The organism is Micromonospora sp. NPDC051141 (genome assembly GCF_044455765.1).
Lineage (GTDB): Bacteria > Actinomycetota > Actinomycetes > Mycobacteriales > Micromonosporaceae > Micromonospora.
Genome location: NZ_JBITFD010000028.1, coordinates 4,984 through 28,006 on the forward strand (window position 1 = coordinate 4,984; position 23,023 = coordinate 28,006).

The window sequence follows — 23,023 nt, forward strand, 5'->3', positions numbered from 1 at the left end:
CTCTCTCGCGGCCCCCCCCCGCCGCCGCCGGGGCCCCCCCCGGGGCGCCCCCCCCCCCCCCCCCCCCCCCCCCCCCCCCTCGGCCATGTCTCACCCCGTCAGCACCGCCAGGAGGAGTACGTGACAACCGCCGAGACGCAGCAGGCCCGGCCGGGTCGGCCCGGCCAGGCGTGGCGTGGCTTCCGCCGGTGGCGCCGGGCGCGACCGTTCTGGGGCGGGCTCTTCACCGCGCTGGCCGGTCTGGAGATCTTCGCCACCACCCAGATGAGCCTCAACGGCCTCACGTTCCAGATGGGGCCCACCGGCTTCCTGTCCTGGCTCATCCCGACCATCCTCGTGACCTGCGGCATGCTGCTCTGGTTCAGCCCGGCCCAGCGGATGTTCTACGCGGTGGTCGCGGCGATCACCGCGCTCTACTCGCTGATCGGCGTGAACCTCGGCGGCTTCTTCATCGGCCTGCTGCTCGGCATGATCGGCAGCGCGCTCGGCTTCGCCTGGGTGCCGCGCAAGGAAACCGCCGGCGACCCGAAGCCGGCCCAGCCGGTCGACGAGCCGGCGACCGAGCCGGCCGAGGAGCCGGAGCCGGCCCTGGTCGACGAGTTGCTGCCGCCCCGGCAGCGGCAGGACGACGCCACCGGCGTCCTCACCGACACGTTGCCGGAGCCGCGTAACCCGCTGCGCGAGGCGTCGCCCGTCGACCCCGCCGGACCGGACACGCCCCACGGGTCGGGCTACGCGCCCCGGGCGTACGCGATCCTGCTGGTTCTCGCGGTCTCCCTGGCCGGCCTGGTGGCGCTCCGCGACCAGCGGCCCGCGGTCGCCGCGCCGGCGGCCTGCCCGACCACGTCGGCGCCGGCGCCGAAGCCGTCCGCCTCGAAGACCGCGTCGGCGTCGCCGTCGGCCAGCCCGAGCGCCACCGCCACGACCGCGCCGCCGGCCGAGGACCCGGACGGCAACCTGCTGACCGACCTCGTTGACGGCATCACCGGCCTGTTCACCGGCGGGGAGGAGGAGGCCGAGCCGTCGCCGTCGCCGACCGTGGCCCCCGCCGCCGCAGCCGCCACGCCGAGCGGGAGCGGCACGCCGAAGCCCAGCGGCAGCGCCAAGCCGTCGACCCCGGCGAAGCCGGACGCCGACTGCGACGAGGCCGACCCCGCCCCGACCAAGCCCGCGCCGGTCGAGGAGGGCAAGCCGCTGCCCAAGCTGGCCGCCGACCCCGACCAGCCGCTCGTGGCCGACCCGCCCTCCCGGCTCACCGGCTCCAAGGTGACCATGACCGGGCTGCGCTTCGAGGGCATCGTCGAGCTGCCCACCTACCGGGGCAAGCTCAAGTGCCTGAAGTTCACCATGGACAAGGCGGTCACCGACGACTTCACGCTGCTGGCCAACGGCCCGGCGGGCAAGAAGCAGCGGTACGTCACCGACCGGCTCACCGTCTCCGGTGACGTCGCGTTCTACGCCACCCGGTTCGTCGGGCACCTGCTCGGCATCAAGATCACGCTGACGCCGGACCTGCCCTTCCCGGACGGCATCCCGATCACCTCGCCGATCCCGATCAGCTTCGACGACCCGGTGATCGAGCTGGCGTACGAGCACTCGAAGTCGCTCACCGCCAAGCCGGTGCTCCGGGTCGACCTGGCCTGATCCGGGCGCACCACGGAAACGGGGGGGGGGGGGGGGGGGGGGGCGGGGCCGCCCCCCCCCCGCCGGCGGCCCCCCCCCCCCCCCCCGCCCCGCCCCGGGGCCCCCCCCCCCCCCCCCCCCCCCCCCCCGCCGTCGTCCTCAGAGCCGGCCCAGTGCCCGGCGCAACGGGTCGAGCCCCAGCGCGCCCAGGTCGAGCGCCTGGCGGTGGAACTCCTTCAGGTCGAAGTCGGCGCCCTTGCGGGCCTTCGCGTCCTCCCGGGCCTGCAACCAGATCCGCTCGCCCACCTTGTAGGAGGGGGCCTGCCCCGGCCAGCCGAGGTAGCGGTTCAGCTCGAAGCGCAGCGTCTCGTCCGGCACCCGGCAGTGCGCCCGCATGAACTCCCAACCCAGCTCCGGCGTCCAGCGCTCGCCCGGGTGGAAGCCGAACGGATTGTCCGCCGGGATCTCCAGCTCCAGGTGCATGCCGATGTCGACGATCACCCGGGCCGCCCGCAACGCCTGCCCGTCGAGCATGCCGAGCCGCTCCCCCGGGTCGGCCAGGTAGCCCAGCTCGTCCATCAGCCGCTCCGAGTAGAGCGCCCAGCCCTCGCCGTGCCCGGAGACCCAGCAGAGCAGCCGCTGCCAGCGGTTGAGCAGGTCGGCCCGGACGGCGGTCTGCGCGACCTGGAGGTGATGACCCGGCACCCCCTCGTGGTAGACGGTGGTCACCTCACGCCAGGTGGAGAACTCGGTGATGCCCTGCGGCACCGCCCACCACATCCGCCCCGGCCGGGAGAAGTCCTCGCTCGGGCCGGTGTAGTAGATCGCGCCGTCGCTTGTCGGCGCCAGGCAGCACTCGATCCGGCGGACCTGCTCCGGGATGTCGAAGTGGGTGCCGTCCAGCTCGCTGATCGCCTGGTCGGCGAGCGCCTGCATCCAGTCGCGGAACGCCTCCTTGCCGCGGACCGTCCGCGCCGGGTCGGCGTCGAGCGCACGGACCGCGTCGTCGACCGAGGCGCCGGGGCCGACGATCCGCGCGGCCACCGCCCGCATCTCGGCCTCCAGGCGGGCCAGCTCCGCGAAACCCCAGGCGTACGTCTCGTCCAGGTCGATTTTCGCGCCGAGGAAGTACTGCGAGGCCAGTTCGTAGCGCTCCCGGCCGGCGGCCTGCTTCTGCCGCCCGACCGGGGCCAGCTCGGTGCGGAGGAAGTGCCCGAACTCGGCGGTGGCCGCGGTCGCGGCGGCGGCGCCCTTGCGCAGCTCGGCACCGAGCGTGCCGTCCGCGTCGAGGCGTTCGGCCAGGCCGTGGAAGAAGTTGTCGCCCTCCGGGTCGACCCAGATGTCGCACTGCTTGGCGACCTCGACGAGCTGCACCTGCGAGCTGACCCGGCCGGCCGCCACCGCCTCACGCAGCGTGCGCTTGTAGCCCTCCAACGCGGACGCGAAGCGGTTGAGCCGGGTGGCGACGTTCGCCTTCGCCTCCTCGCCGTCGGTCGGCATCAGGTCGAAGACCATCCGCAGCTCGTGCAGCCCACTCGTGATCACGCTGACTTCGCTGGTGGTCTCGCCGCTGTCGTAGCGGGCGAGTTCCAGGCCGAGGCGTTCCTGCATCGCCTCCTGCGCGGTCCGCTCCGCCTCGGTCTCCGCCTCGGTCACGTCGAGCTGGCCCAGCGTGCGCCGGGCCAGCTCGGCGCGGGCCGCGTAGCCCTCGGGCGACAGGTCGTCGAGCTGGTCGTCGTAGCCGGCGATGCCGACGTAGGTGGCCCCGGTCGGGCTCAGCGGAGCCCACTGGGCCACGTACCGGTTGGCGAGGTCATCGATTCGTCCCACGGGGCGACCCTACGTGACCGGGTCACCCCGGTGTCGAGCCTGTTTGCCGTGTTCAGGGCAGCAGATCGGCGGGGTCGAAGTCGATCGGGAACGGCAGGTCCAGCTTGAGCCGCTGACCGCTGACCGCCTGCGCCGTACTGACGTAGCCGCCGTTGTCGAGCGAGAGGAACTCGACGCCGACGTGCCGGAGCTGTCGGGCGATCTGCACCCGCATGAAGTACGGCACCCCGCCTTCGGCGCAGCGGCGGGGCTTGTCCACGAAGTCCTGCCGGCGGCTTCCCGGTGACACGAACTCGACCGCCATCGTGCACAACCGAACCGGAATCCACCGGTCCTCCTGGTCGGTTCCGGGCAGGGCGTGCAGGATGGTCAGGTCGGGCTGGATCCACCGGTCGGGGGCGAACGTCAGGTTCACCTGGCCGAAGACGTAGAAGCCGGCCTCCTTCGCCGCCGGCTTGAGCAGGTGGAGCAGCTCACCCTCGGCATAGCTGTTGGTGCCGGTCTCGGCGGGGGTCATGACCAGCCTTCCGTCGATGCACTCGTAGCGCGCGTCGGGCAGCTCGCGCAACGGGAGGTAACGGTCGGCGAGCCGGGTGGTCCACATCCCGTCGAAATCGACGAGCGGATCGAAACGCAGCGGCGCGGCCATCGACTTGTCACCTCCTCGACCGGTCAACGTCCCCACTGTAGGTCGGTTGCTGTGGCGGTCGACACGGCGGCCGAAATCCGCGCGACTTCGTCGTACCGGAGGGGCAGAGTGTCAGGGGTGAACACGGATTCCGCCCCTGACCGGGCGCCGCTGCGGAGCTGGCTGCCCGGGTTCGTCGCGCTGGCCGCGATCTGGGGCTCCAGCTTCCTCTTCATCAAGGTGGGGGTGGGTGAGCTGCACCCCGTGCACCTCACGCTCTACCGGGTGGCCACCGGCGCGGCCACGCTGCTCGTGGTGCTGGTCGTGCTGCGCGACCGGCTGCCCCGCGAGCCGGCGGTCTGGGGCCACCTGCTGGTGGTCGCCGGGTTCGGCGTCGCGCTGCCGTTCACCCTGTTCGGCTACGGCGAGCAGCGGGTCGAGTCCATGCTGGCCGGCATCTGGAACGCCACCACTCCGCTGATCGTGCTGCCGTTGGCGGTGCTGGTGTTCCGCACCGAGCGGCTGACCGCGCGCCGGGCGGTCGGGCTGGCGCTGGGCTTCGTCGGCGTGCTGGTGGTGCTCGGCGTCTGGGCGGGCGTCGGTGGCGCGCACTTCACCGGCCAGCTCATGTGCCTCGGGGCGGCGGCCTGCTACGGGCTGGCGATCCCGTACCAGAAGAAGTTCATCGCCGGCCGCGCGTACTCGGGACTGTCGCTGTCGGCGGCCCAACTGCTCGTGGCGACCGCGCAGCTCGCGCTGGTCGCGCCGCTGGTGGCCGGTGCGCCGCCGGCGCCGACCGACCTGTCGCCCCGGGTGGTGGCCAGCGTGCTCGCGCTCGGCGCGCTCGGCACCGGGCTCGCCTTCGTGATCAACCTGCGCAACATCCGGCTGGCCGGGGCCAGCACGGCGTCCACCGTGACGTACCTGGTCCCGGTCTTCGCGGTGGTGGTCGGCGTCGTGGTGCTCGGCGAGCGGATGAACTGGCACCAGCCGGTGGGCGCGCTGATCGTGCTGGTCGGGGTGGCGGTCGCGCAGGGCCTGGTCGGCCGGCGCCGGCCCGCCCCGACGCCGGTGGCGCCCGCCGCCCGCCCGGTCGAGCCGGCCACTCGGGCCTGACCGCTCAGCCCCGGCCGGCCGTCCACTTCACCAGACGGTCGGCGGTCCACGTGTTGATCACCCGGTCGGCCGGTACGCCGCAGCGCGCCGCCCGTTCGCACCCGAAGCGCTGCCAGTCGAGCTGCCCGGGCGCGTGCGCGTCGGTGTCGATGGCGAACCGGCAGCCCGCCTCCAGCGCGCGGCGGATCAGCCGCTTCGGCGGGTCCTGCCGCTCCGGCCGGGAATTGATCTCGACGGCGACGTCGTGCTCCGCGCAGGCGGCGAAGACGGCGTCCGCGTCGAACTCGCTCTCCTTGCGGGTACGCGGCCGGTGCCCCTTGTCGCCCGGCCCGGTCACGCCGGCCGGCCGGGAGGACACCATCCGGCCGGTGCAGTGCCCGAGGATGTCCAGGTGCGGGTTGGCGATCGCGGTCACCATCCGGCGGGTCATCTTCGCCCGCTCGTCGTTGAGCCCGCTGTGCACCGAGCCGACCACCACGTCCAGCCGGGCCAGCAACTCGTCGGTCTGGTCGAGTGAGCCGTCGGCGAGAATGTCGACCTCGATGCCGGTGAGGATGCGGAAACCCTTCGGCAGCGCCTCGTTCACGGCGGCCACGTGGTCGAGCTGCCGGCGGAGCCGGTCCGCGGTCAGCCCGCGGGCCACCTTCAGCCGGGGCGAGTGGTCGGTGAGCACCACGTACTCGTGTCCCAGCTCGACCGCGGCCAGCGCCATCTCCTCGATCGGCGAGCCGCCGTCCGACCAGTCCGAGTGGGTGTGGCAGTCGCCGCGCAACGCGTCGCGCAGCGTCGCCGCCTCCTCGTCCAGGTCGGTGCCCTCGGTGGCCAGCAGCCGCCGCAGGTAGACCGGCTCCTCGCCGGCCAGCGACTCGGCCACGCAGCGGGCGGTGACGTCGCCGACGCCGGCCAACTCGGTCAGCTTGCCGGTGCGGGACCGCTCGGCCACCTCACCGGCCGGCAACGCGCCCAGCGCCGCAGCCGCCGACCGGAACGCCCGGACCCGGTAGGTGGCCTCGTTGGCCCGTTCCAGCAGGAACGCGATCCGGCGCAGATCGGCGAGGGGATCTCGGGCAGTCATGCAGTGGAACCTACGCGCTCCGACCGCCCGCCGTGCGCCGCCGGACCCGCGCGTCGGGTCAGCCGCCTGATCCGCGCGTCGGTCAGCCGCCCGCCGCGGACCCGCCCGGCGACGCCGGGCAGCCGTGCCTGCGCTGCCAGGTGGCGACCTCGGCGGCCGGGGACCGGTTGCCGCCCTTGCGCCAGGAGTTCAGGTAGGGCGCCGGCCAGACCACCCCGCGACGGATCCACCAGTCGTCGTGGCCGGAGCACTTCGGGGAGAGCCCGAAGTGCAGGTGGCACACGTTGTTGGCGTTGCCGGTGCGGCCCACCTTGCCGAGCTGCTGCCCGGCGCGGACACGGACGCCGGCGTCGACGCCGGACGCGATCGCGCTCAGGTGCGAACCGTAGTACCGCACCCCGTCGTCGCCGAGCAGCGAGACCGAGAGCCCGCCGTTGTTCGGCCCCAACGGCCCCCGCCTGTCGAACCGGTCCACCCGGCTCACCTCGAGCACCACCCCGTCGGTGACCGCCACCACCGGCTCACCGCAGTCGGCGAAGACGTCGGTGCCCGGGTAGCCGCCGTGCGTCGGGTGGTAGTCGACGTTGCCGGCCCGGACCGGGAAGACGCGTCGCGGAGCGGGGCGTGACGGTGTCGGGGCGACGGTGGCGGTCGGGGCGGCGGAGGCGGCCGGTGGGTCCGGGCTCGCCGTCGGCTCGGCGGGCTGCGTCGCCGTCACCATCGGGCTCGGGCCCTGCCACGCGTCCGCGGGCGTCGCGGGCCGGTCGCACCCGGCGGCGAACGCCGCGACGAGCAACAGGACCGGGAACGCCGGACGCGCACGGCGGCCGATCGATGGCGAGCGCATCCGATCATCCTGGCAGACCACTACCGTGGGAACGACAGCGCCGACCCGGTCGCACCTGGCGGTCACGGTGGGTGACGTCGGGGTCGACGGGTCGGGGAGGGGAGCAGCGGTGACGAACGGGTGGCACGGGGCAGCCGGAGCGAGCGGTCCGGGGGCGTTCCACGCGCCGCCGCGTACCCCGTCGGGGCTCTTCCCGTCCGGCGGGCCGATGCGGCCCAGCTACCGCGAGCCGTACCCGGTGACCGGCGCCGGCGTGGCGCTCGGCGCGGTGGTCACCTTCGCCTGGTTGCTGCTGTTCGGGCTGGTCGGCCGCGACGTGCCCGGTTACGCCTGGTGGACAATGTTGGCCGGCGGCGTCGCCTGGGCGGTCGCCGCGGTGCTGGTCCGCCACGGCGACCGGGGGGTGGCGACCGGGGTGGCGATCGTCACCGCGGGCGGCTGGAGCATCGCCGCCGCGATCGTCGCGGTGCGGTGGGCGCAGACCGGCGACTGGCCGCTCTGGTGACCTTACGTGCCGCTTTCGCTGCGTAGCGAAGACCATCTTGACGTACGCGCGGTGACGGTTCACGCTCGCCGTATGGCCTGGACCACACCGCCGCGGCTCGACCCCGATCGGAGCCGCCGTCGCCTACAACTCCTTGCCGAGTTGGCCGGTGCCCGTGCGGTACAGCAGCGCGAGCGGCCGCAGCGGGCGCGCAGCGAACGCCTGCGCCAGCTCATCGCCACCCGTCGCCGCGTGGCCGGCTGAGGCGACTTTATCCAGGAACGGCCGGCCCCTGTCGGGGCGTTGACCGGTCGCCCGCCGACCCGACCGGTTAACGTGCATCGCGTGACGTGTCGGCGTGCTGCCGAGGCCAATTTGGGGGGACCGTGTCGTACTTCGCTGCTGCCGTGGCGCGCATCGACGGCGGCTGGACCGCCGGCGAGGTCAGCCTGCGGGGCGTCACCGACATCGAGGAGGCGGCCGACCGACTGCGTGACGTCGAGCCGGACGCCGACCTCTCCCTGCTGTTCGTCGAGGCGGACGACACCTACCTGGTCATCCTGCGCCTCGACGAGGGGGAGGACCTGCGGGTCTTCGGCTCGGACTCGGCGTACGCGGAGGAGTCCCGGCTGGGCGCGCTGCTGGTCGGCGACCTGAAGACCTCGGTCACCGGCCTGGAGGACGTCGACGAGCCGCGCCCGTCCGGCGGCGACGACGAGACCGAGCAGCCGGCCGTGGACCCGGAGGCCGACCCGGTGGGCGACGCCGACCTCCTCGCCGACCTCGGCATCCCGGCGCCGAAGCTGCTCGCGCTCTGCGCGCACGAGGGCAACATGCCGGCCGACGTGACCGCCGAGATCTGCCAGGTGCTCGGCTGCGCGGACGAGGTCGAGGAGCTGCGTGAGGTCTGAGCCCGGCGAATCCGTGACGCCCGGCGCCGTGGAACCGGCCGACGCCACCGACCCGGCGCTGGAGACGCTGCGGCCCGGCCAGCCGATGCCGGGTCGACCCGGACGGGCGGGGCCGGGCGCGGACGAGGAACTGGCCGACCCGGGCGCGGTGGGGCGCCGGCAGCGGCACGAGCTGTGGATGCGTCGGGCCCTGCACGTCGCCGCGACCGGCCCGGACGGGCCGACGCCGGACGAGGGCGTCGACGACGTGCCGGTCGGGGCCGTGCTCTACGGGCCCGACGGCGGGGAGCTGGCGATCGGGCGCAACGAGCGGGAACTGACCGGCGACCCGACCGCGCACGCCGAGGTGCTGGCGCTGCGCCGCGCCGCGCAGCGGCTGGGCCGGTGGCGGCTGGACGGCTGCACGCTTGTGGTGACGCTGGAGCCGTGCACCATGTGCGCCGGCGCGATCGCGCTGGCCCGGGTCTCGACAGTGGTGTTCGGGGCATGGGAACCGAAGACGGGCGCGGTCGGTTCGCTCTGGGACGTGCTGCGCGATCGCCGGGTCACCCACCGCCCCGAGGTGTACGGCGGCGTCCTGGAGACGGAGAGCGCGGCGTTGCTGCGCGCGTTCTTCCGGTAAGGCCGGGCCCCCTGTTGACGCCTGCGGTATAGCTGGGGCCCCTTCTCACACGAGCCGCCGCCCCCGGCACCGGGTGGTGCCGGGGGCGGAACGGCCGGGAAGGTCGGTCAGGCGATGGCGGTGTCGAGGGCGATCTCGACCATCTGGCCGAACGTCTGCTCACGCTCCTGCGACGTGGTCTTCTCGCCGGTCTTGATGTGGTCGCTCACGGTCAGGATGGTCAGCGCGCGTGCCTTGAACCGGGCCGCGATCGTGTAGAGCGCCGCCGACTCCATCTCCACCGCCAGCACGCCGTAGTCGGCGAGCGTGTCGTACAGGTCCGGCCGGTCGGTGTAGAAGGCGTCCGCGGCCAGGATCGGCCCGACCCGCATGGTGATGCCGCGCCGCTCGGCCACCTCGACCGAGGTACGCAGCAGCCCGAAGTCGGCGACCGGGGCGTAGTCGATCAGCCCGTCGAAGCGCATCCGGTTCATGTTCGAGTCGGTGGACGAGCCGATGGCCGCCACCACGTCCCGCAGTTGCAGGTCCTCGGTCAGGGCCCCGCACGAGCCGACCCGGATCAGCGTCTTCACGCCGTACTCGTTGACCAGCTCATGCGCGTAGATGGAGGCGGACGGCATGCCCATGCCGGAACCCTGGACGGAGACGTCGACGCCGTTCCACCGCCCGGTGAAGCCCAGCATGCCGCGCACCGTCGTGTAGCAGCGGGCCTCCTCGAGGTAGGTCTCCGCGATCCACTTGGCCCGCAGCGGGTCACCCGGCATCAGGACCCGCTCGGCGATCTCTCCCGGCTCAGCGCCGATGTGCGTACTCATGGCAAAGATCCTGCCAGGCCGGCCGACGGGATACCGGTTCGGCGTCCGAAGCGGTGGTCCTGTACCCTCGTCGGCGGTGGCGTGTCCGAGTGGCCTAAGGAGCACGCCTCGAAAGCGTGTGAGGGTTTACGCCCTCCGCGGGTTCAAATCCCGCCGCCACCGCCAATTGCCGAAGCGCCCGGGGATTCCCCGGGCGCTTCGGCGTTCAGCAGGGGCCGTAGCCCTCGTCGAAGAGGCGGCGGGCCCAGTCCGCGTACCCGGCGATGATCTCCCGGACGGTGAGGCCGTCGTGCAGGAACAGGTACGCGCGGTCGCCGTGGCGGGCGAGCAGCCCGGCGAAGCGGTGGCTGCCGGGCGGCGCCGGCAGCGCGGCGGCGCCGGGGTACGCGGCGCGGACCTCGGCGACCGGCGTGCCGGCGCTGATCCCCTCCGGCGTGGTCATCGGGTCGTCGAGCCAGAGCAGGACGAGCCGGTCGTCGACGAAGATCGGGCTGACCTCGCCGTGCCCGGCCAGGGTGGGCCCACAAGCCTCCTCGTCGGTGCGCAGCAGGCCGCGCCGGGTGAGGTCCTCCTCGGTGTCGCCGAACCCCGCGTTGCGCAGTCCGTTCAGGCTGACCACCTCGGCGGCGCCGACCGGTCGGGCGGGCACGTCCGGCCCATGTGGATGGACGCCGCTTCCGGCGATGGAAGCGGCGGCGAGCAGTGTGGCGATAAAGCCGAATTGTCGTATTTTCATGCAATCCCCCAGTCCCCAACGGGACCGGGGCGAGGAGGTTGCTGGTGCGGGCCGGATTGGCGCAGTTCCCACTCCTCGGCCAGTTCGTCCCAGTAGTCGGCGGACAGCCCGCGCCGGCCGTGCGCCAACCAGCCGGCCGTGTCGCGCTCCAGGTGCATGCCCAGCTCGGCGAACGGGTCGATCCACGCGCCCGGCTCGGCGCCGAGCCGGGCCAGCGCCGTGTTGATCGGCCACTGCGCCCGCGGCCGGTCCAGCGCGCCGTCGTAGCGCGGGCCCCAGGTCACGTCGCCGTCCAGCCACACCACCGCCGCCTGGTGACCGAGCCCGCCGGCGAACTCCGCCTCCAGGTACGCCACCGGCCCGCGCTTCGACCAGCGGGCCAGCAGCCCCGCCAGCGGCGGCGAGAGGACCAGCCGGAACGGGCGTACCGCGCAGGGCTCCTCGGCGGCGAAATCCGGCGGCTCGCCGGTCAGCTCCGCCACGAGATGCGGGGTGACCGGCAGCAGCGCGAAGTCCTGCCGGAGCGCGGCCAGCACCGCGTGGTCCAGGTCCGCGGTCTGCTCGCGCAGCAGCTCGACGTCGGCGACCACGGCACTGAGCTGGTAACTCATCCGGTCCTCTCGGCGTCCACAGCCTGTGGATGGAACATGTGTACGACGACGGATCCTGCTGTCGCCCTGGAACGGTAGCCGCCGCCGGGGGTGGAAAACCCCCGGACCAGGTCGGATGGTTTCCGGCTTACCGCGCCCGAGCGCGGTGCCTAGCGTCGATCCCGTGATCGAACTACGTGAGTTGACCAAACGCTACGGGAACCGGACCGCCGTGGACAGGCTCACCCTCCGGGTGCGGCCGGGCGTGGTGACCGGCTTCCTCGGCCCGAACGGGTCCGGGAAGTCCACGACGATGCGGATGATCCTCGGCCTGGACGCCCCGGACCACGGCGAGGCGCTTGTCGACGGCGTCCGGTACGCGGACCTGACCTGGCCGTTGCGGACCGTCGGCGCGCTGCTCGACGCCGGCGCGTTCCACCCCGGCCGCAGCGGGCGGGCGCACCTGGCCGCGCTGGCCGCGAGCAACGACATCCCCGGGTCCCGGGTCGAACGGGTGCTCCGCGTGGTCGGGCTGGCCGGCGTGGCGGACCGGCGCGCCGGCACCTACTCGCTGGGCATGCGCCAGCGGCTCGGGATCGCGGTCGCGCTGCTCGGCGACCCGGGCGTCCTCCTGCTCGACGAGCCGGTCAACGGGCTGGACCCGGAGGGCATCCGCTGGATCCGGGACCTGCTGCGCGGGCTCGCCGCCGAGGGCCGGACCGTCTTCGTCTCCAGCCACCTGATCGCCGAGACGGCGCTGACCGTGGACCGGCTGGTGGTCATCGGCCGGGGCCGCCTGTTGGCCGAGACGACCGTCGCCGAACTCGCGGCCGGCGGCGACAACCTGGAGGACGCGTTCTTCCGGCTCACCTCGCGGGTCACCGACTACCACGGAACGGATGTGTCATGAGCGGCTACGGATTCCGGCACGCGGCCCGGATGGAGTGGATCAAACTGACCAGCGTCCGGTCGACGTGGTGGCTGGCGACGGCGGCGGTGCTCTCGATGGCGGCGGCCGGCGTCGGGGTGGGACTCGGCTACCGCGGGCACACGCCGGTGGCCACCACCGCCCAGATCCTCAACAACAGCCTGAGCGGGGCCATCCTGGCCCAACTCCTGCTCGGCGCGCTCGGCGTCCTCGCGGTGACCGGTGAGTACGGCACCGGGATGATCCGTTCGACGTTCGCCGCCGTCCCCCGCCGCCGGACCGTCCTGGCCGCGAAGGCAACCGTCGGCGGTGGCGCGGCGCTCGTCGTCGGCCTGCTCGCCAGCTTCGCCGGCTACCTGGGTGGGCAACTCGCGATCCGCGGCACCGCCATCCCGGCCGCCTCCCTGGGCGACCCGCGGATCCTGGGCGCGGTCCTGCTCACCGGCGGCTACCTGGCCGCCACCGCGCTGATCGGCGTGGGCGTCGGGACTGTCGTCAGGCACTCCGGTGCCGCGATCGGCGTGCTGTTCGCGCTGGTGTTCGTCCCGTCGTTCGCGGTCGGCCTGTTCGGCGCGGACGGCATCACGGTCGGCCGCTTCGTCCCGCTGCTGATGCTGCTCAACTCCGTCGCGGTGATCACGCCGACCCCCGGGCTGTTCGCCGGCTGGGTCAGCGTGCTGCTGATGGGCGGGTACGCGGCCGTGGCGATCCTCGGCGGCGGCCTGCTGCTCCGTCGGCGTGACGCGTGACAGGCGACAATGGGCCGGTGACCGCGCTGCGCGCCCCGTTCACCGCGCCGACCCTGCGCCGGGCGGTGTTCTGCCTGGTCGGGGTGGTCAGCGCGGTCGCGATCCTGGCGGTGCCGGCGCTCGTGCCGGCGCTGGGCGCGGTCGTCCTCTGGGCCACCGGAGGCATGTCCCGGCAGCCCGCGCCGACCGTCGCACCGATCTTCCTGGTGCTGTTGCCGCTCACCGTCGCGCTCCTGGTCGTGCTGGCCGCGCCGGTCGGGCGCGCCACCGGCGCGGTGCACCGCCGGCTCGCCGGCCGGCTGCTCGGCGTACGCGTGGCGGCCCCGCCACCGCGGGCCTCGAAGCGGATCGGCGCCCTGGTCGCCGACGGGCCGGGCTGGCGTGCCGTCGGATACGGCCTGCTGAAGGTGCCGCTGGCCATTCCCCAGGGCTACGGGCTGTTCTGCTACCTGCTCGGCCCGGTCAACCTCAGCTACCCGCTCTGGTGGCCGCTGTTCCGCAACCACCCGCCCGGCACCCGCCTCGGCCCGGTGTGGGCGGTGACCCCGTTCGGCCTCGTCGGCGCGCGGACGTACGCCGGCACGTTCCTCATCGCCGCCGCCGGCCTGGCCATGCTGCTCGTCGCGCCGTGGGTGATGCGCGCCGGCACGACATCGGACCTGGCCGCGATGCGGCGGCTGCTCGGCCCGCGCCGGCTCGACCAACGGGTACGCGAACTCCAGGCCAGCCGCGCCCGGGCGATCGACGACGCGGCCACCATGATGCGCCGGCTGGAACGGGACCTGCACGACGGCGCGCAGATCCGGCTGGCCACGCTCGCCATGAACCTCGGCATGGCCACCGAGAAGCTCGGGGCCGACGGCCCGCCGCCCGACCTCGCGCAGGCCCGTGAGCTGGTCGCGCTCGCCCACCGGGGCGCGAAGGACGCCCTCACCGACCTGCGCGACCTGGTGCGCGGGATCCACCCGCCGATCCTCGACAACGGCCTCGGTGACGCGCTGGCGACGCTCGCCACGAGCAGCGCCGTCCCGGTCGCGGTGACCATCGACCTGTCCGAGCGTCCGGCGCCGGCGATCGAGACCATCGCCTACTTCTGCGCCGCCGAACTACTTGCCAACGCGGCCAAGCACAGCCGGGCGACCCGGATCGGCCTCGGCGTGGCCGGCTCCGGGGAGCGTCTGACGCTGACCGTCGACGACGACGGGACAGGCGGAGCGGATCCGGCCGGCCCGGGCCTGGCCGGGCTGGCCCGACGCGTCGGTGTCGTGGACGGAAGGATGCGCGTGCACAGCCCGGACGGGGGGCCCACCCGGATCGAGATCGACCTGCCCACGCACGCGTGAACGGAGGCGACGGCATGCGGGTGGTGATCGCGGAGGACGCCGCGATGATGCGTGAGGGGCTGGTCCGGCTGCTCGCCGACCGGGGCTTCGAGGTGTGCGCCGCGGTGGCCGACGCGGACGCGCTGCGCTCCGCGGTCGCCGCCTCCGTGCCGGACGTGGCGGTCGTCGACATCCGGATGCCGCCGACGCACACCGATGAAGGACTGCGCGCCGCGATCGACATCCGGCGCGACCACCCCGGCGTCGGCGTCCTGCTCTTCTCCCAGTACGTGGAGACCCGCTACGCGACCCGCCTGCTCGCCGCCCGGCCGGCCGGCGTCGGCTACCTGCTCAAGGACCGCGTCGCCGACGTCGCCGACTTCGTGGACGCGCTGACCCGGGTGGCGTCCGGCGGCACCGCGCTGGACCCGGAGGTGGTCGGCCACCTGATGCGGGCCGGGCAGGGCACCGCCGGGGTGGCGTCGCTGACCCCACGGGAGCGCGAGGTGCTGTCACTGATGGCCGAGGGGCGGTCCAACAGCGGCATCGCGGCGGCGCTGGTCATCACGCCCGGGGTGGTGGAGAAGCACGTGGCGAACATCTTCGCCAAGCTCGGCCTGCCGTCCTCGGACACCGACAACCGGCGGGTCCTGGCCGTGCTGCGCCACCTCGGCGGCTGACGTCAGGCGTACTCCCGGAAGGGGCCGGACCCTCGACGGGCCCGGCCCCCTGGCGATCAGGTCGTCACCACGCGGACATGTCGGGGAGCTGGTCGATCGAGATGGTCCTCGGGTTGGCCATCGCGGTACGCCACAGCCCGGCCACGTCCTTGTCGCTGCCGCTCCAGTCCCGCGACGCCCAGACCACGTAGTACGGCCACGCCGGGTCGGAGTTGGGGTTGAGCGGGCTGAACGTCTCCGCCACGCCGGTGGTCTTCGTGCCGCTGACCGCCTTGGTGGTGGCGAAGTCGCTGCTGCTCTGGAAGTAGTCCGAGGTGACCAGGTCGGCGTAGCCGTCACCCGGGTACCAGGACGCCAGCGAGGTGCCCTGCCCGCTGGCCATCCCGTTGAACACCCAGACGATGTTGTGCGCGCCGGCGAGCTGCGCCCGCTGGTAGATCAGCCGCCAGAGCTGCTTGTAGGCGTCCTGGCCCTTCTTCGCCCACCACATGTAGTTGTTGTTCGCCTCGTGCAGCGGGCGGAACAGCACCGGCACACCGGCGTCGCCCATCTTCTTCAGCTCGCGCACCACCAGGTCGATGTCCTGGTAGAGCTTGGCCGACGGGTTGCTCAGGTCGGGTTGGAAGTCGCAGGGCGCGGAGTAGTTGCCGCCGCGCGGGCAGTACCAGTGCCACTGGAACGCGACGATGCCGTTGCGCGCCCTGGCCCAGTCGATGACCTGCTGGGTCTCGATGCCGCCCCGGGTGTACTCCATGAAGTCGAACGCCACGATCGCCGGGTAGCGGCCGGTCAACTGCTGCACCTTGTCCGCGTCCGGCAGGTCGGTCTGGCCGCTGACGTAGGTGTGCGTGCGCAGGTAGCAGATCAGGTTGCGGGCCTTCGAGTTCGCCTGCGGGTCGGCCGGGGCCTGGCCGCAGTCCGGGCCGGGCGGGGTGGGCGGCCCGACCGCGTACACCTCGAACTCGTAGAGCGAGTAACCCCAGGCGGTGCCGCGTGCGGTGCCGGACATCCGCACGTACCGGCCGCTGGCCCCGGTCGGCGTGACGTCGTCGGTGCCGCCGTCGCCGGTCGTGGTGCTGAACACCGGGGTCCAGGTGGTGCCGTCGGTCGAGGTCTGGATCTGGTACGCCCTGCCGTACGCGGCCTCCCAGCGCAGCCGCACCGTGTTGATCGGGTACGCGGCGCCCAGGTCGACCTGCAACCACTGCGGGTCGGCGTAGAGGCTGGACCAGCGGGTCCCCCCGTTGCCGTCCACTGCCTGCGCGGCGGCGTTCGGGCTCTCCGTCGACGACGCGGTGACCGGCCGGTTGAGCGCCAGGTTGCCGCTCGGGGTGGCGGTCGGATCCGGGTCGACCGTCGGGCTCGGGCTGGGGCTGCCGGTGGGGCTCGGGCTCGGGCTCGGCGGCGTGGTGTCGCCGCAGGCCGCGCCGTTGAGCGTGAACGCGGTCGGGGTCGGGTTCGACCCGGTGTAGGTGACGTTGAAGCCGAAGCTCACCGTGCCGCCGGCCGGCACGCTCGCGTTGTAGGAGACGTTGGTGGCGGTGGCGTTCGCGCCGGACTGCGTCTTCGTCGCGTTCCACATGTCGCCGATCACCTGGCTGCCGGGGAACGCCCAGCCCAGGGTCCAGCCGTTCACGGCGGCCCCGGTGTTGGTGATCGTCACGTTGGTGGTGGCGCCGCCGCCCCAGTCGTTGGTGACCTGCCAGGTCACCGAGCAGGTTCCGGGGGCGGCCTGGGCGGCGGGTGTGGTGACGAGCGTGGTGGCCAGTGCGGTGACGGCTGCCGCCGCCCCGGCCAGGCAGGCCCGCGTGCGGGTGCGCTGGATCATGAGGAACTCCCGTACGGGTGATGGTTGCGGGGAGCCCTCGCCGCCCGGACGGGTCGGAACGTCGGTTGCCCTTCCGGCGTCCGACCCGGCGAAGATATCCACGATGGTCGGCTTAACCGGTTAACTCTGTCAATGCCTAAGCACGCGCTGATGTGCTCATCAACCCCATGAACCGGTAAAGAAAACGTTATCGGCACTCCGCCCGCCAAGGGGCGATGGTCGGCCGGAGGGGAGGGTCCGGAAACGGCAGCAGGGCCGGCCCCAGCGGGGCCGGCCCTGCGCACGAGAGCGCGGAGGATACGAGATTCGAACTCGTGAGGGTGTTAACCCAACACGCTTTCCAAGCGTGCGCCCTAGGCCTCTAGGCGAATCCTCCGCGAGCCAGGATACAGGTCCCGCGACGGCGGGCCACCCCACCCTCCCGGAAGATCCACAAGCCTTCGGGTAGGCTTGGCGTCACCTCCCGTGCGGCGGTACCTCGTGAACCTCCCCAGGGCCGGAAGGCAGCAAGGATAAGCGAGCTCTGCCGGGTGCACGGGAGGCCTTTCTGTCTCCGGGGCCGGGTAACGTCGCCGCGGGTCGGGTCACGGGGTGGTGGGTGGTCACCCGGGGCCGACCGGCGCAGAATGGCTCGGTCGAGAGGAGGCGGGACGGGTGGCACTGGCCCTTTACCGCAAGTACCGGCCCCGCACGTTTGCCGAGGTCATCGGTCAGGAGCACGTCACCGAGCCGCTGTCGCAGGCGTTGCGCAGCGGCCGGCTGAACCACGCGTACCTCTTCTCCGGCCCGCGCGGCTGCGGCAAGACCTCCAGCGCCCGGATCCTGGCCCGCTCGCTCAACTGTGAGCAGGGCCCCACGCCCGAGCCGTGCGGGCAGTGCGAGTCGTGCCGCGGGCTGGCCCCCGACGGCGGCGGGTCGATCGACGTCATCGAGATCGACGCGGCCAGCCACGGCGGCGTCGACGACGCCCGGGAGCTGCGGGAGAAGGCGTTCTTCGCGCCGGCCCGCAGCCGCTTCAAGATCTATATCATCGACGAGGCGCACATGGTCTCGTCGGCCGGCTTCAACGCCCTGCTCAAGCTGGTCGAGGAGCCCCCGGAGTACGTCAAGTTCATCTTCGCCACGACCGAGCCGGAGAAGGTCCTCGGCACGATCAAGTCGCGGACCCACCACTACCCGTTCCGGTTGTTCCCGCCGAACGTGCTCCGGCCCTACCTGGAGCAGCTCTGCGAGGCCGAGGGCGTCAAGGTCGACCCGGCGGTCTTCCCGCTCGTGGTCCGCGCCGGCGGCGGCAGCGCGCGGGACAGCCTCTCCGTGCTCGACCAGCTCATCGCCGGCGCCGGCCCGGAGGGGGTTGGCTACGCGCGGGCCGCCGCGCTGCTCGGCGTCACCGACTCCGCGCTGATCGACGAGATGTGCGACGCGCTGGCCGCCGGGGACGGCGCCGCGGCCTATGCGACAGTCGACCGGGTCGCCGAGGCCGGCCACGACTCGCGCCGTTTCGCCTCCGACCTGCTGGAGCGGCTGCGCGACCTGATCGTGCTCCAGCAGGTGCCGGACGCCGCCGCCAAGGGCCTCATCGACGGCCCGGCCGACCAGATCGAGCGGATGGCCGCCCAGGCCCACCGGCTCGGTCCGGCCACGCTGTCCCGCTGCGCCGACATCGTGCACAACGGCCTGGTGGAGATGCGCGGCACCACCGCGCCCCGGCTGCTGCTGGAGCTGATCTGCGCCCGGATGCTGCTGCCCGGCGCGGACGACTCGTCCGGCGGCCTGCTCCAGCGTCTGGAGCGGATGGAACGCCGACTCACGCTGGGCGGCGCCGAGCCGTCGCCGTCCGCGCCGGCCACCCCCACCCAGGAGGTACGCCCAGCCGCTCCCGCCCCGGGCGCGGCTGCCGCCGCGGTCCACCCGTCGACCGCCGGCACGCCGGCGGCTGCCGATGCCCCGACCGGGCCCGCCGCCGCTCCCGGTCCGGTCGGTTCGGGCGCGGGGGCCGGCTCCCCGCTGCCGACCGACCGGGAGCCGGCCGCCCCGGCCCGTCGTCCGGTGCCGTCGTCGGCGGTGATGCCCGATCCGGCCACGCCCGAGCCGCCCCGTCCAGGCGCGGCGGGTCCCGGCGCGCTGGACGCCGTGGCGGTGCGCCGGGTCTGGCCGGAGGTGGTCGGCAAGGTCAACCGGAGCAACAAGCGGATCGCCGCGTTGATGCGCGACGCCGTGGTGCGTGACCTGGACGGTGACACGCTGGTGCTGACCGTGAAGTCGACGGTGCTGGCGAAGATGATGGCGGATCACGCCGCCGTGCTCACCGACGCGCTCTACGAGGAGCTGGGCGGTCGCTGGCAGATCCGCTGCGAGGTGGCCGGCGAGCGGGGCGGCGCGTCGCTCGGTGGCCCGTCCCGGCCCGCCGCGCCGGCCCGACCGGCATCCCCGCCTCCGGAGACGCCCGCCCGCCCGGAGCCGGGTGGCGCCCACCCGGCCGGTGGGGCCGACGGTGCGGGTCGAGCCAGTGTCGCGCCCGGCGGATCGGGGCGGGCGAACGGCGCGGGTGACGGGGTGAACGGCCGGGACGGGGCGATGCGGTCCGCCGGTGGCGCGCCCACCGTCGACCCGGCGGAGGACTGGCCCGAGCCGGCGCGCCCGGGTGGCGCGACCGTCGGCGCGGGCGAACGGCCCGCACCGGTTGGCGCGCCCGCGAAGGCGGACGAGTGGCCCGAGCCGGCCCGCCCGGGTGGCGCGCCGAGCACGGACGGGGCGTCGGCATCCGCTCCACCGGCCAGCGCGTCGGCCGCCCACGGCGCACCGGCCCCGCCGAGACCGGCCGGGCCACCGGCGCAGCCGGCCGCGCCCCCGGGTCCGCCGGTGAGCAGCGCGATCGCGGCAGCCCGGGCGGCTGCGGCGGGACGTGGCCCGCGTACCGGGCCGGCGGCCCGGAAGACGGCCGAGGCCGACTGGGCCGGTGAACCGCCGTACGACCCGGACTTCGACGGTCCGGTGCGCGGCGGTGCGAAGCGGTCGGGCGTTGGTGCCGCGCCGACGAACTTCGAGGGCTTCGACCCGGGCGACGAGCCACTGGACGAGGTCATCGACGAGCGCACGGCGCGCGAGTCCAGTGAGGAACAGGCGGTACGCCTGCTCCGCGACGCGTTCGGCGCCGAGCGCATCGACGAGGTGGACGCCCGGTAGGCAACCCGGCGCTGGGCTCCGGCCGGCAGCTGGGGGCGTTCGGCCGTCGATCGCCGCACCCGGACGAACAGACGTGGTGGCGGCCACCGGCAGGACCGGGCCGGCGGTGTCGGGGCCGGGTGTGGGCGGCCACGCCGGCCGGGGTGGGGTCGGTCCCAGCGGATAGGCTGAGCGGCGGCCGAGCAGACGAGTGCGAGAAGGAGCGGTCCGTGCGCCCAGGTGGACAGCCGAACATGCAGCAGATGCTGAAGCAGGCGCAGAAGATGCAGCAGCAGATCGCCGCCGCCCAGGCCGAGCTGGCCGAGGCGGAGCTGACCGGCACCGCCGGTGGTGGTCTGGTCACCGCCACCGTCGCCGGCACCGGTGAGCTGAAGGCGATCAAGATCGACCCGAAGGCGGTCGACCCGGAGGACGTGGAGACGCTGGAGGATCTGGTCGTCGCCGCCGTGCACAACGCCGCCGAGGCGGCCCGGGAGCTGACCGAGAAGAAGATGGGCCCGGTCGCGGGCGGGATGGGCGGCCTCGGCCTGCCCGGGTTCTGAGCCGACAGATGTATGAAGGCGCCATCCAGGATCTGATCGACGAGTTGGGCCGGCTGCCGGGCGTGGGCCCGAAGAGCGCCCAGCGGATCGCGTTCCACGTCCTGTCGGCCGATCCGGCCGACGTCAACCGGTTGGCCGGCGCGCTGCGCAAGGTCAAGGACCTGGTCCGGTTCTGCACGACCTGTTACAACGTGGCCGAGTCCGAGCAGTGCCGGATCTGTCGCGATCCACGGCGTACCGATGAGGTGCTCTGCGTGGTCGAGGAGCCGAAGGACGTGGTGGCGATCGAGCGGACCGGCGAGTTCCGCGGGCGCTACCACGTGCTCGGCGGCGCGATCAATCCGCTGGAGGGCATCGGCCCGGACAACCTGCGGATCCGGGAGCTGATGACCCGGCTGGGCGGCGGCCAGGTCCGCGAGCTGATCCTCGCCACCGACCCGAACACCGAGGGCGAGGCGACGGCGACCTATCTCGCGCTCATGGTCAAGCCGATGGGGATCGCGGTGACCCGGCTGGCCAGCGGCCTGCCGGTCGGCGGCGACCTGGAGTACGCCGACGAGATCACGCTGGGCCGGGCCTTCGAGGGGCGCCGGGCGGTCTGAGTCGCCGGCCCGGTGGTGGGCACACCGCCCACCACCGGGCCGTGATGCGAGGCGGCCTCGGAAGGTGTCGGCTTGATAGCGATTGCCCTTCGCCCGTTCCTCTTCTGTGTGACATGCCATAACCTCCCGCTCACGGACTGAGTCACAGCTCGGCGTGAACACATGCGCATGACAGAGGTGAGAGATGCAGGCGAGCAGGCTGAAAACGGCCATGGCCCTCGCGGCCGCGGCCGCCCTGGCGGTCGGTGCGTCCGGTTGCGCCAAGAGCGACCGGGACGACGAGGGTGGGAGCGGCGCCAAGAGCGGCGGCACCTTCGTCTTCGCCGGTGCCGGGGACCCGAAGAACTTCGACCCGATCTTCAACGACGACGGTGAGTCGTTCCGGCCGATCCGCCAGATGTACGACACCCTCGTGCAGAACAAGCCCGGTACCGCCGAGCTTCAGGGTGCCCTGGCGGAGAGCTGGGAGCACGACCCGGACGGCAAGGTCTGGACCTTCAAGCTCCGCAAGGGCGTGAAGTTCCACGACGGCACCGACTTCAACGCCGCCGCGGTCTGCTTCAACTTCGACCGCTGGTTCAACATGAAGGGCGCCGCCGCCCAGTCGCAGATGATCTACTACTCGGACACGTTCGGCGGCTTCGCCAAGAACGAGGCCGAGGGCGTGGGCCAGCCCGTCTACAACAAGTGCGAGGCGAAGGACGACGGCACCGCCGTCGTCACGATGAACCAGTACAAGGGCGCCTTCCCCGGTGCCTTCGCGCTGACCGCGCTCTCCATCGCCAGCCCCGAGGCGCTGAAGAAGTACGACGCCGACACGGTGAAGCAGAACGGCGACTCGTTCGAGTACAGCGCGTTCGCCAACGAGCACCCGGTGGGCACCGGTCCGTTCAAGTTCGCGGGCTGGGACAAGACCAAGGGTGAGATCACCCTGGAGCGCAACGCCGACTACTGGGGCGAGAAGGCCAAGGTCGACAAGCTCGTCATCAAGATCATCAAGGACGAGAACACCCGGAAGCAGGAACTGCGCGCCGGCACCGTCCAGGGCATCGACTTCCCGGCCCCGGCCGACCGGAAGGCGCTGTCCGGCGAGGGCTACCAGGTCCTCGACCGCCCCGCGTTCAACATCCTCTACCTGGGCATCAACCAGAAGAACCCGAAGCTGAAGGACCTGCGGGTCCGGCAGGCGATCGCGTACGCGCTCAACCGCCAGCAGCTCGTCCAGACCAAGGGCCCGGGTGGCACCAAGGTCGCCGACGAGTTCATGCCGGACACCGTGCTCGGCTACGCCCCGGACGTGCAGAAGTACGACTACAACCCGGAGAAGGCCAAGCAGCTGCTCAAGGAGGCGGGCGCGGAGAAGTTGACCCTCAACTTCTACTACCCCACCGACGTGTCCCGGCCGTACATGCCGAACCCGCAGGAGATCTTCACCGTGCTGGCCAACGACCTGAAGGCCGTGGGCATCACGGTCAACGGGGTGGCCCGGCCGTGGAACGGTGGCTACAAGGACGACGTGCAGCAGTTCGGCAAGCACGACCTGCACCTGCTCGGCTGGACCGGTGACTACAACGACCCGGGCAACTTCGTCGGCACGTTCTTCGGCCGCGGCAAGGTCGAGTTCGGCGACCAGAGCATGACCGAGATGTTCGAGGCCATCACCAAGGCCGACGCCACGGTCGACGAGGCCGGCAAGAAGGCCGCCTGGGAGCAGGTCAACCGCGACATCGCCACCAAGTGGCTGCCGGCCGTGCCGGTCTGGCACGCCCCGCCGGCCATCGTGGTCACCAAGGACGTCAAGGGTCTCGTCGCCAGCCCGCTGACCGACGAGCGGTTCAACACCGTCAGCGTCGGCTGAGGCAGCATCCACCGCTGACGCCACACGCGGAATCGGCCCGGGCCGGGCTCT

22 protein-coding genes, 2 tRNA genes and 1 other RNA gene are annotated in these 23,023 nt (G+C 73.0%); 16 read left to right on the top strand and 9 right to left on the bottom strand.

From position 1 onward, the window contains the following. Positions 1-120: 120 nt before the first annotated feature. Positions 121-1,644: a DUF6114 domain-containing protein gene (locus ACIA6B_RS31710; protein WP_396779040.1), complete on the top strand. Its 1,524-nt coding sequence runs from the start codon at positions 121-123 to the stop codon at positions 1,642-1,644. A gap of 138 nt (positions 1,645-1,782) precedes the next feature. On the opposite strand, the gene ACIA6B_RS31715 is transcribed toward ACIA6B_RS31710, so the two are convergent. Both ACIA6B_RS31715 and ACIA6B_RS31720 read right to left on the bottom strand, forming a co-directional pair. Next, the gene (locus ACIA6B_RS31715; protein WP_396779042.1) at positions 1,783-3,453 is read right to left on the bottom strand and encodes a DUF885 domain-containing protein; all 1,671 of its coding nucleotides are present in this window, start codon (positions 3,451-3,453) and stop codon (positions 1,783-1,785) included. A gap of 52 nt (positions 3,454-3,505) precedes the next feature. Continuing rightward, positions 3,506-4,129: a Uma2 family endonuclease gene (locus tag ACIA6B_RS31720; RefSeq protein ID WP_396779043.1), complete on the bottom strand. Its 624-nt coding sequence runs from the start codon at positions 4,127-4,129 to the stop codon at positions 3,506-3,508. 90 nt (positions 4,130-4,219) lie between these two features. Here ACIA6B_RS31720 and ACIA6B_RS31725 point away from each other — a divergent pair, with 90 nt between their 5' ends. Beyond that, on the top strand, positions 4,220-5,197 hold the full coding sequence (locus ACIA6B_RS31725; protein ID WP_396779045.1) for a DMT family transporter: 978 nt from the start codon (positions 4,220-4,222) through the stop codon (positions 5,195-5,197). A 4-nt stretch (positions 5,198-5,201) separates the two neighbouring features. Here ACIA6B_RS31725 and ACIA6B_RS31730 read toward each other — a convergent pair whose 3' ends face one another. Continuing rightward, positions 5,202-6,272: a PHP domain-containing protein gene (locus ACIA6B_RS31730; RefSeq protein WP_396779047.1), complete on the bottom strand. Its 1,071-nt coding sequence runs from the start codon at positions 6,270-6,272 to the stop codon at positions 5,202-5,204. Between the two features lie 82 nt (positions 6,273-6,354). Then, on the bottom strand, positions 6,355-7,119 hold the full coding sequence (locus tag ACIA6B_RS31735; RefSeq protein ID WP_396779049.1) for a M23 family metallopeptidase: 765 nt from the start codon (positions 7,117-7,119) through the stop codon (positions 6,355-6,357). A gap of 208 nt (positions 7,120-7,327) precedes the next feature. On the opposite strand from ACIA6B_RS31735, the gene ACIA6B_RS31740 reads away from it, so the two are divergent. From ACIA6B_RS31740 to ACIA6B_RS31755, 4 genes are all read left to right on the top strand, one after another. Beyond that, complete coding sequence (locus ACIA6B_RS31740) at positions 7,328-7,624, top strand: hypothetical protein (RefSeq protein ID WP_396779101.1); 297 nt, start codon at positions 7,328-7,330, stop codon at positions 7,622-7,624. A 6-nt stretch (positions 7,625-7,630) separates the two neighbouring features. Continuing rightward, positions 7,631-7,867 carry a hypothetical protein gene (locus tag ACIA6B_RS31745; protein ID WP_396779051.1) on the top strand — a complete coding sequence of 79 codons (237 nt, stop codon included), beginning with the start codon at positions 7,631-7,633 and terminating at the stop codon, positions 7,865-7,867. Between the two features lie 122 nt (positions 7,868-7,989). After that, positions 7,990-8,514 (top strand): tRNA adenosine deaminase-associated protein, encoded by a 525-nt coding sequence (locus ACIA6B_RS31750; protein WP_396779053.1) that lies wholly within the window; start codon positions 7,990-7,992, stop codon positions 8,512-8,514. An 85-nt stretch (positions 8,515-8,599) separates the two neighbouring features. Continuing rightward, a complete protein-coding gene (locus tag ACIA6B_RS31755) occupies positions 8,600-9,136 on the top strand; it encodes a nucleoside deaminase (protein WP_396779103.1) in 537 nt (178 codons plus the stop codon). Between the two features lie 107 nt (positions 9,137-9,243). Here ACIA6B_RS31755 and deoD read toward each other — a convergent pair whose 3' ends face one another. Beyond that, positions 9,244-9,951, bottom strand: a complete 708-nt coding sequence (gene deoD / locus ACIA6B_RS31760) for a purine-nucleoside phosphorylase (RefSeq protein WP_396779055.1) — start codon at positions 9,949-9,951, stop codon at positions 9,244-9,246. 75 nt (positions 9,952-10,026) lie between these two features. Here deoD and ACIA6B_RS31765 point away from each other — a divergent pair. Next, positions 10,027-10,116, top strand: a tRNA-Ser gene (locus ACIA6B_RS31765). Positions 10,117-10,156: 40 nt separating this feature from the next. Here the strand turns inward: ACIA6B_RS31765 and ACIA6B_RS31770 are convergent. Beyond that, on the bottom strand, positions 10,157-10,687 hold the full coding sequence (locus ACIA6B_RS31770) for a hypothetical protein (RefSeq protein ID WP_396779057.1): 531 nt from the start codon (positions 10,685-10,687) through the stop codon (positions 10,157-10,159). After that, positions 10,684-11,298 (bottom strand): hypothetical protein, encoded by a 615-nt coding sequence (locus tag ACIA6B_RS31775; RefSeq protein ID WP_396779059.1) that lies wholly within the window; start codon positions 11,296-11,298, stop codon positions 10,684-10,686. Before ACIA6B_RS31775 ends, ACIA6B_RS31770 begins: the two co-directional genes overlap by 4 nt. A gap of 163 nt (positions 11,299-11,461) precedes the next feature. Between ACIA6B_RS31775 and ACIA6B_RS31780 the strand changes: the two genes are divergently transcribed. From ACIA6B_RS31780 to ACIA6B_RS31795, 4 genes are read left to right on the top strand one after another with little or no spacing between them, the layout of a single operon-like run. After that, complete coding sequence (locus tag ACIA6B_RS31780; RefSeq protein WP_396779061.1) at positions 11,462-12,187, top strand: ABC transporter ATP-binding protein; 726 nt, start codon at positions 11,462-11,464, stop codon at positions 12,185-12,187. After that, positions 12,184-12,954: an ABC transporter permease gene (locus ACIA6B_RS31785; protein ID WP_396779063.1), complete on the top strand. Its 771-nt coding sequence runs from the start codon at positions 12,184-12,186 to the stop codon at positions 12,952-12,954. Before ACIA6B_RS31780 ends, ACIA6B_RS31785 begins: the two co-directional genes overlap by 4 nt. A gap of 17 nt (positions 12,955-12,971) precedes the next feature. Further along, a complete protein-coding gene (locus tag ACIA6B_RS31790; RefSeq protein WP_396779065.1) occupies positions 12,972-14,297 on the top strand; it encodes a sensor histidine kinase in 1,326 nt (441 codons plus the stop codon). A 14-nt stretch (positions 14,298-14,311) separates the two neighbouring features. Further along, entirely contained in the window at positions 14,312-14,956 is a 645-nt protein-coding gene (locus tag ACIA6B_RS31795) for a LuxR C-terminal-related transcriptional regulator (protein WP_396779067.1), read from the top strand. A gap of 64 nt (positions 14,957-15,020) precedes the next feature. Here the strand turns inward: ACIA6B_RS31795 and ACIA6B_RS31800 are convergent, their stop codons facing one another. Together ACIA6B_RS31800 and ACIA6B_RS31805 are read right to left on the bottom strand one after the other, a co-directional pair. Continuing rightward, complete coding sequence (locus ACIA6B_RS31800) at positions 15,021-16,784, bottom strand: glycosyl hydrolase (RefSeq protein WP_396779069.1); 1,764 nt, start codon at positions 16,782-16,784, stop codon at positions 15,021-15,023. A 291-nt stretch (positions 16,785-17,075) separates the two neighbouring features. Beyond that, positions 17,076-17,160 (bottom strand) — tRNA-Ser (locus ACIA6B_RS31805). Positions 17,161-17,241: 81 nt separating this feature from the next. On the opposite strand from ACIA6B_RS31805, the gene ffs reads away from it, so the two are divergent. From ffs to ACIA6B_RS31830, 5 genes are all read left to right on the top strand, one after another. Beyond that, an RNA gene (gene ffs, locus ACIA6B_RS31810) (signal recognition particle sRNA small type) lies at positions 17,242-17,331 on the top strand. Between the two features lie 107 nt (positions 17,332-17,438). Further along, positions 17,439-19,970, top strand: coding sequence for a DNA polymerase III subunit gamma and tau (locus ACIA6B_RS31815; RefSeq protein WP_396779071.1), 2,532 nt, complete (start codon positions 17,439-17,441; stop codon positions 19,968-19,970). A gap of 233 nt (positions 19,971-20,203) precedes the next feature. Further along, complete coding sequence (locus tag ACIA6B_RS31820) at positions 20,204-20,512, top strand: YbaB/EbfC family nucleoid-associated protein (protein WP_281590015.1); 309 nt, start codon at positions 20,204-20,206, stop codon at positions 20,510-20,512. Between the two features lie 8 nt (positions 20,513-20,520). Beyond that, the gene (gene recR, locus ACIA6B_RS31825) at positions 20,521-21,114 is read left to right on the top strand and encodes a recombination mediator RecR (RefSeq protein WP_396779072.1); all 594 of its coding nucleotides are present in this window, start codon (positions 20,521-20,523) and stop codon (positions 21,112-21,114) included. A gap of 184 nt (positions 21,115-21,298) precedes the next feature. Next, positions 21,299-22,972 carry an ABC transporter substrate-binding protein gene (locus ACIA6B_RS31830; RefSeq protein ID WP_396779073.1) on the top strand — a complete coding sequence of 558 codons (1,674 nt, stop codon included), beginning with the start codon at positions 21,299-21,301 and terminating at the stop codon, positions 22,970-22,972. Positions 22,973-23,023 lie beyond the last annotated feature (51 nt).

What these genes read in the sequence shown, in the direction of transcription:
- ACIA6B_RS31730 (WP_396779047.1), bottom strand. Translation starts at nt 6,272, where the DNA reads ATGACTGCCCGAGATCCCCTCGCCGATCTGCGCCGGATCGCGTTCCTG.
- ACIA6B_RS31735 (WP_396779049.1), bottom strand. Translation starts at nt 7,119, where the DNA reads ATGCGCTCGCCATCGATCGGCCGCCGTGCGCGTCCGGCGTTCCCGGTC.
- ACIA6B_RS31740 (WP_396779101.1), top strand. Translation starts at nt 7,328, where the DNA reads ATGCGGCCCAGCTACCGCGAGCCGTACCCGGTGACCGGCGCCGGCGTG.
- ACIA6B_RS31755 (WP_396779103.1), top strand. Translation starts at nt 8,600, where the DNA reads ATGCCGGGTCGACCCGGACGGGCGGGGCCGGGCGCGGACGAGGAACTG.
- deoD (WP_396779055.1), bottom strand. Translation starts at nt 9,951, where the DNA reads ATGAGTACGCACATCGGCGCTGAGCCGGGAGAGATCGCCGAGCGGGTC.
- ACIA6B_RS31770 (WP_396779057.1), bottom strand. Translation starts at nt 10,687, where the DNA reads ATGAAAATACGACAATTCGGCTTTATCGCCACACTGCTCGCCGCCGCT.
- ACIA6B_RS31775 (WP_396779059.1), bottom strand. Translation starts at nt 11,298, where the DNA reads ATGAGTTACCAGCTCAGTGCCGTGGTCGCCGACGTCGAGCTGCTGCGC.
- ACIA6B_RS31785 (WP_396779063.1), top strand. Translation starts at nt 12,184, where the DNA reads ATGAGCGGCTACGGATTCCGGCACGCGGCCCGGATGGAGTGGATCAAA.
- ACIA6B_RS31795 (WP_396779067.1), top strand. Translation starts at nt 14,312, where the DNA reads ATGCGGGTGGTGATCGCGGAGGACGCCGCGATGATGCGTGAGGGGCTG.
- ACIA6B_RS31800 (WP_396779069.1), bottom strand. Translation starts at nt 16,784, where the DNA reads ATGATCCAGCGCACCCGCACGCGGGCCTGCCTGGCCGGGGCGGCGGCA.
- ACIA6B_RS31820 (WP_281590015.1), top strand. Translation starts at nt 20,204, where the DNA reads ATGCAGCAGATGCTGAAGCAGGCGCAGAAGATGCAGCAGCAGATCGCC.
- recR (WP_396779072.1), top strand. Translation starts at nt 20,521, where the DNA reads ATGTATGAAGGCGCCATCCAGGATCTGATCGACGAGTTGGGCCGGCTG.
- ACIA6B_RS31830 (WP_396779073.1), top strand. Translation starts at nt 21,299, where the DNA reads ATGCAGGCGAGCAGGCTGAAAACGGCCATGGCCCTCGCGGCCGCGGCC.